Genomic DNA, 16,339 nt, shown 5'->3' with positions numbered 1-16,339 from the left:
TCGCAGGTAAAATCTTCCAGAATTGTGACGCAGGTTGCGGAAAACTGATCCGCCCGGGCTATCCATTGGTCGAAGGGCGCCGGCCTTAGCCGTTATCGATGGTCTCTGGTTGGTCACCTGATCGACGCCAACGCCCGGGGCCGACACCCACATTCTCCGTGAAGGAATTGGTGAAATGGCTTTGGCTGGAAAATCCGCACGCAAGGGCAATCTCGGCTATCGAAAGCGTCGACCCTGACAGCATTGCTTGTGCCCGCTGCATGCGACGACCGAGCTGCCACTGATGAGGTGACATTCCGGTGGTGCGCTTGAAGGCCCGACCGAAATGGGCGACCGAAATGCGGCATTCCCGGGCGAGTTCGGCCATGGAGACGTCGAGCTGGCTGTTTATTAGGTCTTTCGCACGACGTTCCTGCCATGCTGCCAGCCCGTATGTTCGAGTTTTGTTTGCGCCATTCAACGTCGCATATTGTCCGAGCACGTTGATGCACGCAGCATCAAGGATCGAATCGAGCAGAAGTCCGGTCGTCGCGTGGGGCCGGTCCAAGGCCGCAAGAGCCGTCTCGGAGAGATGACGCATGACAGGATCGTCATGGCCGGTCGTCGGCCGATGGATGAAATCCGCGAATGCCGGTAAGTCATTCTGTTCGGCGTAGGCCTTCATGGTCGAAATCGGCATGTAAAAGTGCACAGTGCCGCCGGGATTCCGACAAAGGACCCGAGGATCTTCTCTAAGATCGATGATGTAGGTTGTTCCACCTTGCACGGGATCGGATGAGACGAACCGACTGCCTTGCCAGAATTCCTGCCGAATACTTTTGAGTGGAACGATCACCTGATAGGCGTCGAGAAAACCGAGCGAGCCGCTTGGCTTTCCTGTGGCTCCTCCTCTCAGCACCGAGACAGCGATGGTCCCTCGCTGCAAGGTACGACGGACATGGGTGGGAGGTTCGGGCAAACGGAAACTGGCTGCCAGATGCGCACCATAGGCGCCTTTGCTGGCCGATTTCCCACCGGTGGCGTGTGGCTCGCTCATCTGGAAACCTCGACGGCAATTATGCGACCGAATGCTCGATCGATCGATCTCAAACGCACGATTTCGTTGACTTCTGGACGTCATGCGCGCCTGACGAAGTCGGCGAGTGGCTCGGCAAGTTCCCGGAACAGAAGCCCCTGTAGGTCTTACTTGGTGCCAGTCCGAAGGGTCGAGCGTTGACGGCGCTATGGGTCTCACCGTAAAGAGCACTCACTGACCACGTTGGGTAGTAAAGCGGTAGTAACGGCCTTTTTTCGTTCAGCTCGCGCCGCTGCTAACCCTCTGAAATTGTTGCTCCGGAAGGGTGGCCGAGTGGTTTAAGGCACCGGTCTTGAAAACCGGCGTGCCCGCAAGGGTACCGTGGGTTCGAATCCCACCCCTTCCGCCAGTCGATCCGACCGGGGGTCTATCGGTCAGGCTTTCCGGGGCAGGTGATCCGTGAATCCAACATCCAATCCGGCCGTGCTCGACAAGCTGAAGCTCCGCATTCAGGCGTTGCGTGCCAAGACGATCGCCAATGGCTGCACCGAGGACGAGGCGCTGTCGGCGGCCGCCAAGGTCGCCGAGCTGCTGGATCGCCATGATCTGTCGCTCTCCGACGTCGAACTGCGGGCGTCACCGTGCGAACGGAAGGTTTACGAGACCCATCGCAAGAAGCGTATTCCCCTGGACGACTGCATCGGCGCGATCGCTCATTTCTGCGATTGTCGGGTCTGGCGCGAGAAGAACGCGGCCGGCGAGAACCACTATGTGTTCTTCGGTCTCGGCGCGGATATCGAGGTCGCGCATTATCTGGCTGAATTGATCGACGGCGCCGTGCGCGCCGAGCTCGGCCGTTTCAAGACTTCGATCGACTACAGCAGGTTCCGGCACCAGCAGCGGCACCTGGCCAATGCTTCCTTCGCGCTCGGCATGGTGGCCTCAATCGCGCAGAGGCTGGTGGCGATCAAGGCCAGTCGCGATCAGGTCAACGAAAGCGCCGGCCGCGGGCTGGTGGTTCTCAAGACCTCGGTGGTCGATGCGGAGTTCGACAAACTCGACCTGAAGATGCGGACCCAGCGCAGCGCCAGCCGGATGGTATCGATGACGGCCTATGAAGCCGGCGGCGCCGCCGGTGCGTCGCTCGCCATCAATCCCGGGCTTGGCGGGTCGCAGGCAGGGACAGCTCGTAAGGGAAGCTGAACGCAGCCTCACCGTCATTGCAGTTCAGTCGATCGATTTCTCGAGCTTCTGGGCTGCGCGGAAGTCGTCCATATGCTGCAGGTTCGGCCCGTAGGCAGCCTCTTTGGTCAGCAGGTGGTAGATCCGGGCCACGACGGTTTGGAGATGCTTCATTCGACCGCGCGGCATCGCCCGGGCCTTGCAAAGGGCCCGGACCGCGTGCGCCCGGAAATAATCAAAAGCGTCTGACATCGCGGACTCAACGTCCCGCGCAATGATTGGTTCTTGGATTGGTTCTTGTTCGCGCGTCCTAAAACGCTGCCAGGAACGCAATCGCGTTCAGGAACCTGGCCCAGGTTGGCCTGTTGTTCGCACTCTCGTCCAGCTACGGAGGGCGCCCTTGGAAAGTACGATCATCGGAGAATTCGACACGCGCCGCGGCGCCGAGCTTGCGATTGAGCATGTCGTGCAGGAATGCGGCGTGCCGCGAAGCGACGTCTTCGTCCAGGCCGCCGGTGGCGCGAACACGTCGGGGACACGCACCGCCGGTCCTGACGCCAAGGCCGCGCCTGCGCCGGAGGGGCACCAGAAGCTGGAAGGTCCAATCGAGGTCTCCGTGGACTTTCACGGCGATGCGCCCGAGAAGATTGCGGACGCCTTGAAAGGCGCAGGTGCAAAGACTGTCCGAACCAAGTAGCGGCGAGGGGAGACTGTGGCGCTGGAATCCGCACACGCCGAACGGTCAGCCTGGTTCTGGTTGGGGAACCCCTTCCGCGTTCAGCGCGTTTCAACGCGAACGCAAATTGCGAGGCCTCCCTGCTTCAGAGCTCATCGACCCTGATCCCCGGCGACACCGTCTGGCGGCGGTGCGAGGCGCGGCGTGTGGCGGTTCTCAACGATGCTGCCGCTTATTTCGCGGCCCTGCGGGAGGCCCTGCTGCAGGCGCAGGACCTCGTTTATATCGTCGGTTGGGATATCCATAGTGAAACCAGGCTGGTCGGCGAGTCCGGGCGAGCGGATGATGGCTTGCCGGAACAGCTCGGCCCGTTCCTGCGCGCGCTGGTCCAGCGACGTCCCACCTTGCGCATCAACATTCTCATCTGGGACTTTGTCTCGTTCTACGCTTCCGAGAGGGAATGGAATTCCGCGGCGAAATTCACCGCCGACACAGATGGCCGCGTCCGGTTTTATCTTGATTCCACACTTCCATTTGGGTCGGCCCAACACCAGAAGATCGTCTGTGTCGACGGCTCACTGGCGTTCGTCGGCGGGCTCGATCTGACGATCAGGCGCTGGGACACGAGTGATCATCGCGCCGATCACGCGTCGCGCTGTGATCCCCAGGGCAAGCCATACCTGCCGTTTCATGATGTTCAATGCCTGGTCGACGGGGATGCGGCGGCGTGGCTGTTCGACCTCGCGGAGGAACGCTGGCGCGCGGCAGGCCAACAGATTGACGATCGGCGCCCGCTGAAAAGCTTGCGCTGGCCGGCGAATGTTCCGGTCGAGGCTGAGCATATGCCGGTGGGCATCGCCAGGACCGAAGTGGTTTGTCCGGCAGGTTCGACGCTCCGGGAGGTCGAACGTTCGTTGATCGCAGCGATCCGGTCCGCGACGAGCTTCGTGTACATCGAGAACCAGTTCACCAGCGCCACCAAGATCGCGCGCGAATTGGCGGAGCAGATGCGGCGCGTGCCTTCGCTTCGGGTTGTGGTCGTCACGCCAAAACTGCATTCCTCGTGGCTGGAATCCCAGGCCATGCAGAACGGCCGCGGCGCCTTCATCGACTGCTTCAGTTCGGCCGGCGTCGCCGATCGCATCCGCTTCGTCTATCCGGTATCGGGGAACGGGGACACGGAAGCGGCCGTGATGGTGCACAGCAAGCTCATGATCGTCGACGATCTCATCTTGAGGATCGGTTCGGCCAATCTAAACAATCGATCGATGGGCGCCGACAGCGAATGTGACCTGATCTTTGAAGCCACATCGGACGAGCATCGAAATTTCATCGCTTCGGTCCGCCGTCGCCTGATCGCCCATTTCTGCGGCCTCGATGAACAGACCGTCGCGCAGAACGACGATCGTCTTTTTGCGCTCCTGGACGACGTCTCAAGAGAAGGTGGGACGAAGGCGCTGCGCGACGTGGAATCTTCGGTCCTGACCAGCGCTCTGGCCACGATGGTTCAGCCGGTGGCGGACCCTGAGCGGCCTCTTCATCTGGAGCGGGCGGCATCGCGCATGTGGAGCACGAAGACGATCATCGGGATGGTCTCGATAGCCGTGGCGCTTTGCGGACTCGCAATGGCCTGGTCGTACACGTCCTTGAGCGATTTTGCCGACGCGGGCCGGATGTCGTCGCTTCTGTCCGCCTATTCGCAGTCCGTCTGGGGGCCGCCATTCGCGATTGCAGCTTTCGTCGTCGGCGGGCTGGTCGTGTTTCCGGTTCTCGTGCTCATTGCGGCAACTGCTGCCGCACTCGGACCATGGCTAGGCTTCGTCACCGCCATGACGGGGGTCGTGCTCAGCGCCTTTGTCCTGTTTGCGATCGGACGGGCACTCGGCCGCGAGCGCCTGCAGCGTTTGCTCGGACGACGTACCGCGCGCATCCAGGAGCGTGTTGTCGGCAAGGGCATTCTGGCCGTCGTCGTCATCCGGATGATTCCGATCGCGCCGTTCTCGGTGGTGAATGTCGTGGCTGGCGCGAGCACGCTGCCGCTGCGTGACTTCCTGGTTGGAACGCTGCTCGGCATGACGCCGGGCATTCTCGCCATGGCAGTTTTGGGTGCTCAGATCGCAGATCTCGCCAGGAATGCGTCCTGGGTCAACATATTGCTGCTCGCACTGGCGTTCCTGGGCTGGCTCGCGATCTGCGCCGGCGCGCAATTCGTCGCGACGTGGCTCGCCGGGAGGCGATGATGGCGCCGATGCGCTTCATGACGTGGAATGTGCATGGCACCTTCAATCTCAATCCGAAGTTCGATCTGGAAGGTATCTGTTCCATCATTCGCAAATGGGCTCCCGATGTCGTCGCGCTTCAGGAGGTGGATTCGCGATCGCGATCTGACGATCCGTTTGCGAAGCTGGCGAGTGTCGTCGGCGATCACCGTGTTCACGCCAAGTCGATCGTCACGGCGGATGGCGAATACGGCCAGACGCTCCTGAGCCGCTTCCCATTCTCCGGCCCGCCCGAGATCGTCGACGTGTCGTATCGTGAGCGCGAGCCGCGCCGGGCGATCGCGGCGGGACTGCTGACGCCGGTCGGCGATGTCCGCGTGGTGGCCACGCATCTCGGCTTGAGCATCCACGAGCGCCATGCGCAGGCTCACGCGCTGGTGAGCCTGATGAAGCCCGGAAGGACCGTCGTCCTCGGGGATTTCAACGATTGGTTCTGGATCAAATCGGTGCGGCGCGTGCTCGCGCAGGCCTGCCCAAACCGTACGCGGCTGCGAACTTTCCCGTCGCATTTACCCCTGCTGCGGCTTGACCGGATCTATGCGACCTCCGACAGCCCGATCGGGAAGGTTTGGACCGACGAAGGGGCGCGGGCTTACTCAGACCATTTGCCCGTTATTGCAGACATCGAGATCGCCGGCGGGTCAAACGCGTCTTAAGCGCGATAGAAAAGTTCTTTCTGCAGAAGGACTTGGCTACTGTGCATGGGGTTGTTTTCGCACATTTGTGCAGTCGGCCCACGCTGCCGCCCGGCGGGACCAAGGGGAACCCTTTCCTGACCCCCGCGTTATCTGGCCATGACGGAAGACATTTCCTACCGGCGCAAGCCCTTGACCCCCGAACAGCGGCAGGCGCGCGATGCGACACGCCGTATCGAAGCCGAAAAAGCCATGCGCGATCATGAAGCGGCGCAGAAGGCGTTTTATGCCAACAAGGAGCGGCTGAGAGCCGAACGGTTGGCACGTGAACAGACGGAAGCCAAGGGCTGACCGCGCGCTGTCGCCCCGTCAAAGATGTCCTTGCCTGCGAGCGCCGGCCTCAGTGCCGGTGAGGGACGCGCGTCACGCTCAACGCCTGCTTCAGCGCCTGAACGGCGGTTGCGAAAGATCTGCGAGGCGATTGCGCCTCGATCGCTTCGGCTGCGACGCGACAATCGTCGGCGACCTTGAGCAACCCGCTTCGCGCCAGGTCCATGGTGGAGAGGGCTGCCTGCTCAAGGCAGACCCGTTCAAGCCGTCGAAACTCCCGCAGTTCTTTGTTCATGCGTCAGCTCTCGATGTCTCCGGGCCATGGGGCGCTGAGTCTGCTTAATCAATGGTAAACATCTCTGCCTAGCCGGGTTGGCTGGCGTAGAGCTGGTGGGTGACCTGCACACACCCGGTCTGGGCACGCCCAGCGGGCTTGACGGCGTTTGGCTTCCGCCGGAAGCTTCCAACGATCCAGATTTGAACCACGGAGACGTTCGCTTCCAGCCAGTCCGACCCCGATCAGCGAAAACCGAAATGGAGCTGACCATGACCACGTTCGACAAGCGCGAGCAGGGCTTCGAGGCCCAATTCGTCCACGACGAGGAACTCATGTTCAAGGCCACGGCCCGGTCCAACAAGCTGCTCGGGCTCTGGGCCGCCACCCAGCTCGGCCTCAGCGGCGATGCCGCGGCCAGCTACGCGACGGCGTTGGTGACGGACCATCTGGAGAACCAGTCGATGGACGACGTCGTGGGCAAAGTCTCGGCCGATCTTGCCGCCAGGGGCGTATCGCGCGAACAGGTCGGCCAGAAGTTCCAGGAATGCCTGCAACAGGCGGTTCAGCAGCTCGCGGCAAAATCCTGAACGGCGCGCCGTCGGCGCTCACAGCTCCATGTAGACGATCTCGATCGGCTCGCCGCCGAGGCCGTGAGAGAATTGCCCTCTGCCAGTGCTTCTGAAGCCGTATCGTTGGTAGAAGACTTCGGCATTGATCGTGGCTTCGAGACGGATTGGTCCGCTATGTCCGTCACGCGCCTGGGCGACGCCGATGTCGAGCAATCGCTGGCCAAGCCCGGAGCCGGCGGCCTCGGGCAGTACGAACAATCGGGCGACCTCGCCCGGCTCGGCGTCGACGAAGCCGACGATGACGCCGTTGCGAAGGCAGACGGTCATGCGTCCCCTGGCGATGAGCTCTTGGTAGAAGCGGGGCGTGCGCTCACCCATCCAGTTCTCGATCTGCGCCGGCGAATAGCATCCGTGCGCCAGACCTGCGATTGAAGCCTTGGTGATGTCGAACACCGCTTTCGCATCGTCCGCGCGTGCCGCCCTGAAAGACAGCTCTCCATCGGCGGAGCGCGGGCGGTCATTACTCGGCATGTTTGCGCATTCCGGAGTCGCTGAGCTTGTCGACGTAGGCTATGCCTAGGGCCGAGACGATGAAGGTGAGGTGGATCAGCACCTGCCACATCACGCCAGTCTCGGTGAATCCGGCGCGGTTCGACCCGAGATTGCCGGCCTCGATAAAGGTGCGCAGGAGCGCGATCGAGGAGATGCCGATGATGGCCATGGCGAGCTTGATCTTCAGCACGCTCGCGTTGACGTGGCCGAGCCATTCCGGCTCGTCCGGATGACCCTGAAGGTCGAGCCGCGAGACGAAGGTCTCGTAGCCGCCGACAATGACCATCACGAGCAGGTTGGAGATCATCACAACGTCGATCAGCGCCAGCACGCTCATCATGATCTGCTGCTCGGTGAGATCAATCGCGTGCCAGGACAGATGCCAGAGCTCCTTCAGGAACAGCACGATGTAGACGCATTGCGCCACGATCAGACCGAAATAGAGCGGCAGCTGCAGCCAGCGCGAGCCGAAGATGATCATCGCGATCAAGCCCAGGCGCGGCAAGGGCAGGCGCGGTTCGGTGCGGAGTTCGGGTCCAGGCTCAACCGACATTCAGCAGCATCCTCGCACCAAGATCATCCCGCTTCCTGTAACCCGACAAGATGGCCCGCGGAAGACGTGAGGCGCCTGTCGCTTTCCGAGGACCGTGCTGTTTCGTGCTATCGTGCCCGAGCGGCCTTCGTGCGACGGCCAGGATCGGGAGGCGGGTGGTGGCTTGCGGACTATCTTGCGGAGTATCTAGCAGCAGCTTCGGCAAATGGCCCGGCGCGATCGCGCTCGCTGCTGCAATCCTGGTCGGCTGCGGCGGCGCTGAGGTATCGGCCACACCGCTGACGCCATTTCGCTACGAGGCGCAGGCGCAGCGTCATTGCCCGCACGACCGGGTCGTCTGGCTCGATTTCAGCAAAGGTGTCTACTACGGCAAAAGCCAGAAGCGGTACGGCCAGGGTTTTACCGGCAGCTTCGTCTGCTTGAGCGAAGCCCGCGACAGCCTCTATCGGCGTTCGCTGCTTGGACTGCGGTAAGCGTATTTTTCGTGCTGGGTGCTCAGGCGAAGGCCAATGCCACGAGGCTGGAGCACAGCAAGACCAAACCGCCGGCGGTCAATGCCAGGAAGCCATCGGATACGAGGTCATGCTTGCGCATGGGACACCTGCCGCTCTCGTCTGCGATGCTCGATCGGATCGATTAAAAATGTCCGAACGCGCCGTCTTGAAAGGGTGATGCTTGCCGTCCGCGCGAGTGCCTCAGGCCCTCGTGCGGTAACCTTCAAACGCGTGGGCCAGGAAGATCCCCGCGCTTACCAAACCCATCAGTGCCGAAACCGTCTCGATCATCGTCTCATTCCATTCCGCCCTGCACGCGAGAAAACGCGGGCGGCCTTGCACAGTCAAAAGAATTCCAGGGAGCGGCGCGACAATGGGGGTGGAGTGAGGATTTGGCGCAACAGAATGTCCAGCCGTGGCACAGAGCAGGGCGCCCGCGCCCCGTAGTTCAACGGGGCGAACGCATACGCCCCGTTTACCATCCCGGCGGGATCGTTGTGGGCTCCCCATTTCCGCCGTGTTCGGGTTGCGTTATCGTTACCACTTCCGACGCGGTGGTGGGTCGCCTTGGAGCAAAGGACCGGACAGCGCTGCCCGTAGTCAAAGCGGGTTAGGTACGCCTCCGGCAAAGTGGTATTTGGGGCGAATGGGGATCCGACGGTCAGATTCGGTTTTGCGGGCCGCGCGCGGTGTTGCGGCGGTCGCGACCTGCCTTGCGCTTGCCAATTGCGCATCCTCCAACAAATTCGCCAGCCGGGTCGATCCGAAATACGGCGTGTCCTCGAGCCCCCGGGTCGTGGCTTTGGGTGATCCGGTCCCGAAGGGCGGCGGCGCCTACCGCGTCGGCAAGCCCTATGTGGTGGGTGGCCGGACCTATGTTCCCGAAGAGGACGTCAACTACCGCGCCGAGGGAATGGCGTCCTGGTACGGCGACGATTTCCACGGCCGCCTGACCGCCAATGGCGAAGTGTTCGACATGGGCTCGCTGACGGCGGCGCATCCGACCCTGCCGATGCCCTCCTATGCGCGGGTGACCAACGTTTCGAACGGCAAGTCGCTGATCGTCCGCGTCAATGACCGCGGGCCCTATCACGGCAACCGGCTCATCGACGTCTCGAACAAGGCCGCCGAACTGCTTGAATTCAAAGGCAATGGGATCGCCAAGGTTCGTGTCGAATATGTCGGGCGGGCGCCGCTGGAAGGCTCCGACGACCGCCAGCTGATGGCCACCTTGCGCACCGGGACCCCGGCGCCGTCGCCCTCGATGGTCCGTGTCGCCTCGGCGAGGCCGTTCGTGCCGGAGCTGCCGTCGTCGAACCGCGGTGCCATGCGCGGCGAAGTTCCGACGCCGGAGGGACGGCCCTACAATCTCGGCAACACCTCCGCCGACATGGCTTCACTCAGTGCGACCTCGGAAATGTCGGCCTCGAGCCGCAACCGGGGCCGGGCGCTCCAGAACGCCCGCGCCGTGTCCTATGACGGGGACGGCCGCTATGCCACCGAGAGCACACCGTCCGGCGCCTACGCCTCGGACGGCGCTGCCGAGGCCCGCGGCATCCTGAGCGGCCGCGGCCTCTACTGAGCGGCGCTTTCCTTCAGGAAACTCACCAGCGCCGCATTCACCTCATCGGGCCGCTCCTGCTGGACCCAATGGCCGGCGCCCTCGATGATCAGCTTTCGTTTCAGATTGGGCAGCACGCGCTCGAGCTCGTTGATGCGCTTGGCTCCGATCAGGCCGGTGATGACGGCGTCTTTCGAACCGGCAATGAAGAGCGAGGGCTGATGGATCTGCGCATCCTGCCAGGGCGCCGTCAGCTCCCAATTGCGGTCGAGGTTGCGATACCAGTTCAACCCGCCACGAAAACCGGACTTGCGGAAGGTTTCGGTGAAATAGGCAAGGTCAGTCTCGCTGAGCCAGGCCGGCAGAGGCTCCTCCGGGTTGCAGTGGCCGAGGAATCCCTTGCCGTCCAGCACGAACATGGCTGCGGTGGGATCGGCAAGGCCGCGCCCGCCGAGCACGATGCGCATGGTGCGCGCGACGTCACGCTCGAACTCGGCTTCGGCAACGCCGGGCGCCTGGAAATACTGCCAATAGAAATTGGTGATGCCGCCCTGGCGCAGGAGGTCAAGCGGCTTGCCGCGGCCGCGGAACGGCGGCGGCACGCTCAGGCCGGCGACCGCCGTGAAGATGTCGGGCCGGAACAGCGCCGCGTGCCAGGCCACCGGAGCACCCCAGTCGTGACCGACCACCATCGCTTTGCTCTCGCCGAGCGCCTGCACGAGGCCGACGATGTCGCCGACCGTGTCGAAGATCGAATAGGCCGTCGCCTCGGGCGGCGCTGAGCTTTGGCCGTAGCCGCGCATGTCAGGGGCGACGACGCGAAACCCGGCCTGCGCCAGCGCCGGGATCTGGTGGCGCCAGGAATAGGAGAGTTCCGGCCAGCCGTGGCACAGCACCACCAGCGGACCCTGACCGGCTTCACGGATGAACAGATCGATGCCGTTGGCCTTGATCACGCGGGTGGAGGACATCGCTTTTCCGCCTTGTTTCAGGGGTTTGGTCAGAAAATCTGAGGTGCCACGATAGGGGCGGGACGAGAATCGTGCAATCTCGGGACAAGACCACCCCGTGTTGTTCGCACCCGCTCCAACTGTTAGAACGCCGCTCTCAGGGCTTGGCCATGGAATTTCATCTTTCCTCGTTTGGGCGCACCCGGTTCACCGCCGGAGCGCTGGCGCGCGGGCTGATCGCGACGGCTCTGGTGGCGGCCATTGGCTGGGGCGGGGCGCTCTACGCCGCCAACCAGAGCGTCCAGGGCGCCAAGAAAACAGATGATGCCGGCTTCGACGGCGACGCCCCGACCGCGATCCTGATCGAGGCCTCCAGCGGCAGCGTGCTGTTCGAGAAGAACGCCGACGAACTGCGCGCCCCCTCCAGCATGATGAAGCTGATGACCGCGGAGGTCGTCTTCAACGCCATCAAGAAGGGCGACATCAAGCTGACCGACGAATACCGGATCAGCGAGAACGCCTGGCGCAGGGGCGGCGCACCCTCCGGCGGGTCGACCATGTTCGCCGCGATCAACAGCAAGGTCACGGTCGACGATCTCCTGCACGGGGCGATCATCCAGAGCGGCAACGATGCCTGCATTGCGCTGGCCGAAGCCATGGCGGGCAACGAACGGATTTTCGCCGCCGACTTCATGACCAAGCGCGCCCGTGAGCTTGGCCTGACGAAGTCGACCTTCGGCAATTCCAACGGCTTGCCCGACCCCGCCAACAAGATGACGGTGCGCGAGCTCGGCATCCTTGCCCGGCACATCATTCTCGACTTTCCCGAATTCTACAAACTGTTCGGCGAGAAGGAATACACCTGGAACAAGATCCGCCAGCCCAACCGCAATCCGCTGCTCAATTCCATGGAAGGCGCCGACGGTCTGAAGACCGGTTACACCAAGGAAGGTGGCTACGGCATGGTCGGCTCGGCGGTGCAGAACGGCACGCGGCTGATCGTCGTCGTCAACGGGCTGGAAGACCCCGAAGATCGCGCCACCGAAGCCAAGAAGATGCTGGAATGGGGTTTTCGCAATTTCGAGACCCGCACCCTGATCGCGGCCGATCAGCCCGTCGGCTACGCCAAGGTGTTCGGCGGCGAGAGCCGCTCGGTGAAACTGGTCGCCAAGACGCCCGTGAAAGTGATGGTGCACAAGAACGGCACCGACAAGCTGATCGCGCGCGTCGTCTATAGCGGTCCGGTGCGCGCGCCGGTCGAGGCTGGGCAGAAGGTCGGGCTGGTCAGGGTCTGGCGCAGCGGCAACATCGCGGTGGAGACGCCGGTCTATGCCGCTGACGCGATCGGCACCGGCTCGACCGTACGGCGTGCAATCGACGGCGCCAGCGAGCTCGTGATCGGCATGTTCCGTGCGGGCGCCGAGAAGCTCTGATCATGAGTGAAAGCGCGGTCAAGTGGCCGTCCGGACGCGGGCGTTTCGTCACCTTTGAAGGCGGCGAGGGCACGGGCAAGTCGACCCAGATCAAGAAGCTCGCCGACCGTCTCAAGGCGGCCAGGATGCGCATCCTCGTCACCCGCGAGCCGGGGGGCTCGCCCGGCGCGGAGATCATGCGCCACCTCGTGCTGTCAGGCATGGGCAAGCTGCTCGGACCCGAGGCCGAGACGCTGCTGTTCGCGGCGGCCCGCGACGACCATGTCCGCACCGTGATCCAGCCTGCGCTCAACCAGGGCACCTGGGTGCTCTGCGACCGCTTCGCCGATTCGACGCGGGCCTATCAGGGCAGCCTCGGCCAGGTGCCGGCGGCGCTGATCAACGCGATGCAGCGGGTCACGATCGGCGATCTCAAACCGGACCTCACCATCATTCTGGACCTGCCGGTCGAGATCGGCTTGCAGCGCGCGGCCGCTCGCCGCGGCAGCGGCACGCCAGACAGGTTCGAGGCCGAGAAGCTCGGTTTCCATCAGGGCCTGCGCGAAGCCTATCGCAAGATCGCGGCGGACGATCCTGCGCGCTGCGTGCTGATCGACGCCAATTCTGACCCCGACACGGTTGCCGGGCGCGTCTGGACCGCGCTGCGCGATCGCCTGCTTCCGACGCCGGCATCGGTGGTGTCCATATGAGCCCGCGTCAGACCGAGCGCGAAACTGCCATGTCTCATCCGCGCGAGACGAGCGTTCTGTTCGGCCATCGCGAGGCCGAGACCGCGCTGCTGGCCGCCTATCGCAGCGGGCGCATCCCGCATGCCTGGCTGATTGGCGGGCCGCAAGGCATCGGCAAGGCGACGCTGGCATATCGGATGGCGCGCTTCGTGCTCGCTCACGGCCAGCCGTCCGCTCCCTTCGTGCAGCGCGCCGAAGACCTCGCCATCAATCGTGATGACGCCGTGGCGCGGCAGGTGGCGGCGAGCTCGCATGGTGGCCTGCTGACGCTGGAGCGCACCGCCAATGATCGCGGCGTGATGCGCACCGTGATCACCGTGGACGAGACGCGCGAGACGATCGGCTTCTTCGGCTCGACCGCAGCGGCCGAAGGCTGGCGTGTCTGCATCGTCGACACCGTCGACGAGCTCAATCCGAATGCCGCCAACGCGCTGCTGAAAATTCTCGAGGAGCCGCCGCAGCAATCGCTGTTCCTGCTGGTGAGCCACGCGCCGGCGCGTGTGCTCGCCACAATCCAGTCGCGCTGCCGCAAGCTGCGCCTGCGCGCGCTCGCAACCGACGACGTGATTGCTGCAGCCGCAACAGCTGCCGATCTCGACCCGAATGATCCGGCGTTGCGCGAGGCGGCGGAGGCGTCCGAGGGCAGCGTCGCGCGGGCGCTGACGCTGCTCGGCGGTGACGCCCTGAAGCTCCAGCAGCGCACGGCCGCGCTGCTGGCGCGGCTGCCGCAGGTCGATCCGCGCGAATTGCACACGCTCGGCGAATCGCTCGGCACCAGCGACCGCGTTGCGCTTGCCGCCTTCATCGACGGCATCGATCGCTGGATCGCGGAACGCCTGCACGCCGACGAGGCCAATGCCAACCAGAATCTGCCGCGCCTTGCGCGCCTAGCTGAGGTATGGGAAAAGATCGTCCGCGCCGCGCGCGACACCGAAACCTACAATCTGGAGCGAAAGCCCTTGGTTTTCTCGGTGTTCGGCTGGCTGGCGGACGCGACGCGCTAGAGCATGATCCGGAAAACTGTGCAGCGGTTTTCCGATGGGGCCATGCTCAAGACGATAAACTAACGCAGGTTCGTTTCCAAATTTCGAGAAGCCGGTAAAGGAATTCGTCGTGGCAGCGCGAGCTAAGAAAACCGCCAAGGGCAAGAGCAGCAAGAAGAAGGCTGCCACGAAGGCCGTCAAGAAAGCCGCGAAGAAGGCCGTGAAGGCGCGCACACCCAAAGCTGCCAAAAAGGTCAAGAAAGCCACGAAGACCAAAAAGACAGCCGCCAAGAAAAGCGGGAGGAAGAGCGCCGCGAAGACGGCGAAGAAGCAGGTCGTTGCAAAGAAGCCGGTGAAGACAGCGACCAAAAAGCTAGCCAAGGCCTCGGCAAAAAAAGAGGCTTCGGCGAAGAAGATAGCCAAGACGGCAAAGGTGGCTACGCCTGCCGTGACCGCCACACCAGCTCCTGTCGCCGCGCCGCCGAAGCCCAATGTCTCGAAGCCCAAGGCTCCGCGCGCGCCGAAGTCCATCGCAGCGCCGCAGGCCAACACGCCCATGGCCGTCCCCGCGCGCGACAACGTCTTCTACATCACGACCGCCATCGCCTATCCCAATGGCAGCCCACATATCGGCCACGCCTACGAGGCGATCGCGACCGATACGTTGGCGCGGTTCGCGCGGCTCGACGGCAAGGACGTGTTCTTCCTGACCGGCACCGACGAGCACGGCCAGAAGATGGTTCAGACCGCGGCCAGCGAAAAAATGTCCGTCTCGGAGCTAGCAGCCCGCAATGCCGGCCGCTTCAAGCAGATGGACGAGCGCCTCGACGTGTCGTTCGACCGTTTCATCCGCACCACCGAGGAACAGCATCATCGCTCCAGCCAGGAGATATGGCGGCGCATGGAAGCGAACGGGGATATCTATGCCGACATCTATGCCGGCTGGTATTCCGTGCGCGACGAAGCCTATTACGCGGAGGACGAGACGCGCCTGAACGACGACGGCGTGCGGCTCGGGCCGCAGGGCACCCCGGTCGAATGGGTCGAGGAGAAGAGCTACTTCTTCCGCCTGTCGGCCTATCAGGACAGGCTGCTCAAGCTGTACGAGACGCAGCCCAATTTCATCGGCCCCGACTCCCGCAAGAACGAGGTGGTGAGCTTCGTCAAGGGCGGCCTGCGCGATCTGTCGATCTCGCGCACGACGTTCGACTGGGGCGTCAAGGTGCCCGGCGACGAAGAGCACGTGATGTATGTCTGGGTCGACGCGCTCACCAACTACATCACTGGCGTCGGTTTCCCCGACGAGAGCGACAAGAACTGGCGTTATTGGCCTGCCGACGTGCACATCATCGGCAAGGACATCATCCGCTTCCATGCGGTGTACTGGCCGGCTTTCCTGCTGTCGGCCGGGATCCCGCTTCCGAAGCGGGTCTATGCCCATGGTTTCCTGTTCAGCAGGGGCGAGAAGATGTCGAAGTCGGTCGGCAACGTGGTTGATCCCTTCAACCTCGCCGACCAGTACGGCGTCGACCAGATGCGCTATTTCTTTCTGCGCGAGGTCCCGTTCGGCCAGGACGGCAACTACAATCACGAGGCCATCGTCGCGCGCATCAATGCCGATCTCGCCAACGATCTCGGCAACCTCGCGCAGCGCTCGCTGTCGATGATCGCCAAGCAGCTCGGCGGCGTGCTCCCGGAGCCCGGCGAGTTCAGCGACAACGACAAGGCGATCCTGTCACAAGCTGACGGCATGCTCGCGGCGTCTCGCGAAGCGATGGCGACGCAGCAAATCCATCACTGGCTCAATGCCGTATGGGCTGTGGTCGCCGAAGCCAACCGCTATTTCGCGGGCGAAGCGCCGTGGGCGCTCGCCAAGACCGATCCTGTCAGGCAGAGGACGGTGCTCTATGTCACCGCCGAAGTCGTGCGCCAGATCGCGATCCTGGCCCAGCCGGCGATGCCGACGGCCTCGGGATTGCTGCTGAACAGCCTCGGGATCCCCGAAGGGGAGCGCAACTTCGCTGCGCTCGGCGGCGCAACGCGCATCGCGCCAGGTACGACGCTGCCCGCGCCGACGCCGGCCTTCCCGCGCTACATCGAGCCGGCAGCCTGAGGGCGTTCG

The 16,339-nt window shown here is 63.4% G+C and carries 18 protein-coding genes and 1 tRNA gene; 13 read left to right on the top strand and 6 right to left on the bottom strand.

Going from position 1 to position 16,339, the window contains the following annotated elements; translation table 11 throughout:
• Positions 1–85: 85 nt before the first annotated feature.
• A complete protein-coding gene (locus ABIB80_RS21205) occupies positions 86–1,036 on the bottom strand; it encodes a helix-turn-helix domain-containing protein (RefSeq protein ID WP_219684324.1) in 951 nt (316 codons plus the stop codon).
• A 298-nt stretch (positions 1,037–1,334) separates the two neighbouring features.
• Between ABIB80_RS21205 and ABIB80_RS21200 the strand changes: the two genes are divergently transcribed.
• Both ABIB80_RS21200 and ABIB80_RS21195 read left to right on the top strand, forming a co-directional pair.
• A tRNA-Ser gene (locus tag ABIB80_RS21200) sits at positions 1,335–1,424 on the top strand.
• Positions 1,425–1,474: 50 nt separating this feature from the next.
• Entirely contained in the window at positions 1,475–2,218 is a 744-nt protein-coding gene (locus ABIB80_RS21195) for a DUF7168 domain-containing protein (RefSeq protein WP_219684323.1), read from the top strand.
• A gap of 24 nt (positions 2,219–2,242) precedes the next feature.
• Here the strand turns inward: ABIB80_RS21195 and ABIB80_RS21190 are convergent, their stop codons facing one another.
• On the bottom strand, positions 2,243–2,449 hold the full coding sequence (locus tag ABIB80_RS21190; protein WP_007591053.1) for a hypothetical protein: 207 nt from the start codon (positions 2,447–2,449) through the stop codon (positions 2,243–2,245).
• Positions 2,450–2,597: 148 nt separating this feature from the next.
• On the opposite strand from ABIB80_RS21190, the gene ABIB80_RS21185 reads away from it, so the two are divergent.
• The 4 genes from ABIB80_RS21185 to ABIB80_RS21170 all read left to right on the top strand — a co-directional run bounded on the left by ABIB80_RS21185 (position 2,598) and on the right by ABIB80_RS21170 (position 6,138).
• The gene (locus tag ABIB80_RS21185; RefSeq protein WP_219684322.1) at positions 2,598–2,894 is read left to right on the top strand and encodes a hypothetical protein; all 297 of its coding nucleotides are present in this window, start codon (positions 2,598–2,600) and stop codon (positions 2,892–2,894) included.
• A 185-nt stretch (positions 2,895–3,079) separates the two neighbouring features.
• Complete coding sequence (locus ABIB80_RS21180; protein WP_219684321.1) at positions 3,080–5,113, top strand: VTT domain-containing protein; 2,034 nt, start codon at positions 3,080–3,082, stop codon at positions 5,111–5,113.
• On the top strand, positions 5,113–5,808 hold the full coding sequence (locus ABIB80_RS21175; protein WP_219684320.1) for an endonuclease/exonuclease/phosphatase family protein: 696 nt from the start codon (positions 5,113–5,115) through the stop codon (positions 5,806–5,808). Before ABIB80_RS21180 ends, ABIB80_RS21175 begins: the two co-directional genes overlap by 1 nt.
• A 138-nt stretch (positions 5,809–5,946) precedes the next feature.
• Positions 5,947–6,138, top strand: a complete 192-nt coding sequence (locus tag ABIB80_RS21170) for a hypothetical protein (RefSeq protein ID WP_007591059.1) — start codon at positions 5,947–5,949, stop codon at positions 6,136–6,138.
• A 49-nt stretch (positions 6,139–6,187) separates the two neighbouring features.
• Here ABIB80_RS21170 and ABIB80_RS21165 read toward each other — a convergent pair whose 3' ends face one another.
• On the bottom strand, positions 6,188–6,412 hold the full coding sequence (locus tag ABIB80_RS21165) for a hypothetical protein (RefSeq protein WP_007591061.1): 225 nt from the start codon (positions 6,410–6,412) through the stop codon (positions 6,188–6,190).
• A 251-nt stretch (positions 6,413–6,663) separates the two neighbouring features.
• On the opposite strand from ABIB80_RS21165, the gene ABIB80_RS21160 reads away from it, so the two are divergent.
• On the top strand, positions 6,664–6,981 hold the full coding sequence (locus tag ABIB80_RS21160; RefSeq protein ID WP_007591062.1) for a DUF1476 domain-containing protein: 318 nt from the start codon (positions 6,664–6,666) through the stop codon (positions 6,979–6,981).
• Between the two features lie 18 nt (positions 6,982–6,999).
• Here ABIB80_RS21160 and ABIB80_RS21155 read toward each other — a convergent pair whose 3' ends face one another.
• A complete protein-coding gene (locus tag ABIB80_RS21155; protein WP_219684319.1) occupies positions 7,000–7,494 on the bottom strand; it encodes a GNAT family N-acetyltransferase in 495 nt (164 codons plus the stop codon).
• Positions 7,484–8,068 (bottom strand): TIGR00645 family protein, encoded by a 585-nt coding sequence (locus ABIB80_RS21150; RefSeq protein ID WP_007591065.1) that lies wholly within the window; start codon positions 8,066–8,068, stop codon positions 7,484–7,486. Before ABIB80_RS21150 ends, ABIB80_RS21155 begins: the two co-directional genes overlap by 11 nt.
• A gap of 158 nt (positions 8,069–8,226) precedes the next feature.
• Between ABIB80_RS21150 and ABIB80_RS21145 the strand changes: the two genes are divergently transcribed.
• Both ABIB80_RS21145 and ABIB80_RS21140 read left to right on the top strand, forming a co-directional pair.
• Positions 8,227–8,541 carry a hypothetical protein gene (locus ABIB80_RS21145; protein WP_219684317.1) on the top strand — a complete coding sequence of 105 codons (315 nt, stop codon included), beginning with the start codon at positions 8,227–8,229 and terminating at the stop codon, positions 8,539–8,541.
• A gap of 667 nt (positions 8,542–9,208) precedes the next feature.
• Positions 9,209–10,144 (top strand): septal ring lytic transglycosylase RlpA family protein, encoded by a 936-nt coding sequence (locus ABIB80_RS21140; RefSeq protein ID WP_219684316.1) that lies wholly within the window; start codon positions 9,209–9,211, stop codon positions 10,142–10,144.
• On the opposite strand, the gene ABIB80_RS21135 is transcribed toward ABIB80_RS21140, so the two are convergent.
• Positions 10,138–11,094 (bottom strand): alpha/beta fold hydrolase, encoded by a 957-nt coding sequence (locus ABIB80_RS21135; RefSeq protein WP_354128239.1) that lies wholly within the window; start codon positions 11,092–11,094, stop codon positions 10,138–10,140. The two genes, ABIB80_RS21140 and ABIB80_RS21135, sit on opposite strands and share 7 nt — an antisense overlap.
• A 149-nt stretch (positions 11,095–11,243) precedes the next feature.
• On the opposite strand from ABIB80_RS21135, the gene ABIB80_RS21130 reads away from it, so the two are divergent.
• From ABIB80_RS21130 to metG, 4 genes are all read left to right on the top strand, one after another.
• Complete coding sequence (locus ABIB80_RS21130) at positions 11,244–12,506, top strand: D-alanyl-D-alanine carboxypeptidase family protein (protein ID WP_354128238.1); 1,263 nt, start codon at positions 11,244–11,246, stop codon at positions 12,504–12,506.
• A 2-nt stretch (positions 12,507–12,508) separates the two neighbouring features.
• Positions 12,509–13,195 carry a dTMP kinase gene (gene tmk / locus ABIB80_RS21125; protein ID WP_007591078.1) on the top strand — a complete coding sequence of 229 codons (687 nt, stop codon included), beginning with the start codon at positions 12,509–12,511 and terminating at the stop codon, positions 13,193–13,195.
• Complete coding sequence (locus tag ABIB80_RS21120) at positions 13,192–14,238, top strand: DNA polymerase III subunit delta' (RefSeq protein WP_007591080.1); 1,047 nt, start codon at positions 13,192–13,194, stop codon at positions 14,236–14,238. Before tmk ends, ABIB80_RS21120 begins: the two co-directional genes overlap by 4 nt.
• Before the next feature lie 109 nt (positions 14,239–14,347).
• On the top strand, positions 14,348–16,330 hold the full coding sequence (metG, locus tag ABIB80_RS21115) for a methionine--tRNA ligase (protein ID WP_219684311.1): 1,983 nt from the start codon (positions 14,348–14,350) through the stop codon (positions 16,328–16,330).
• The last annotated feature ends 9 nt before the right edge of the window (positions 16,331–16,339 follow it).

It is taken from the genome of Bradyrhizobium sp. i1.15.2 (assembly GCF_040548425.1).
GTDB lineage: Bacteria > Pseudomonadota > Alphaproteobacteria > Rhizobiales > Xanthobacteraceae > Bradyrhizobium > Bradyrhizobium canariense.
The sequence above is the reverse complement of the archived record's forward strand: the minus strand, read 5'-3'. Positions and strand labels throughout refer to the sequence as shown.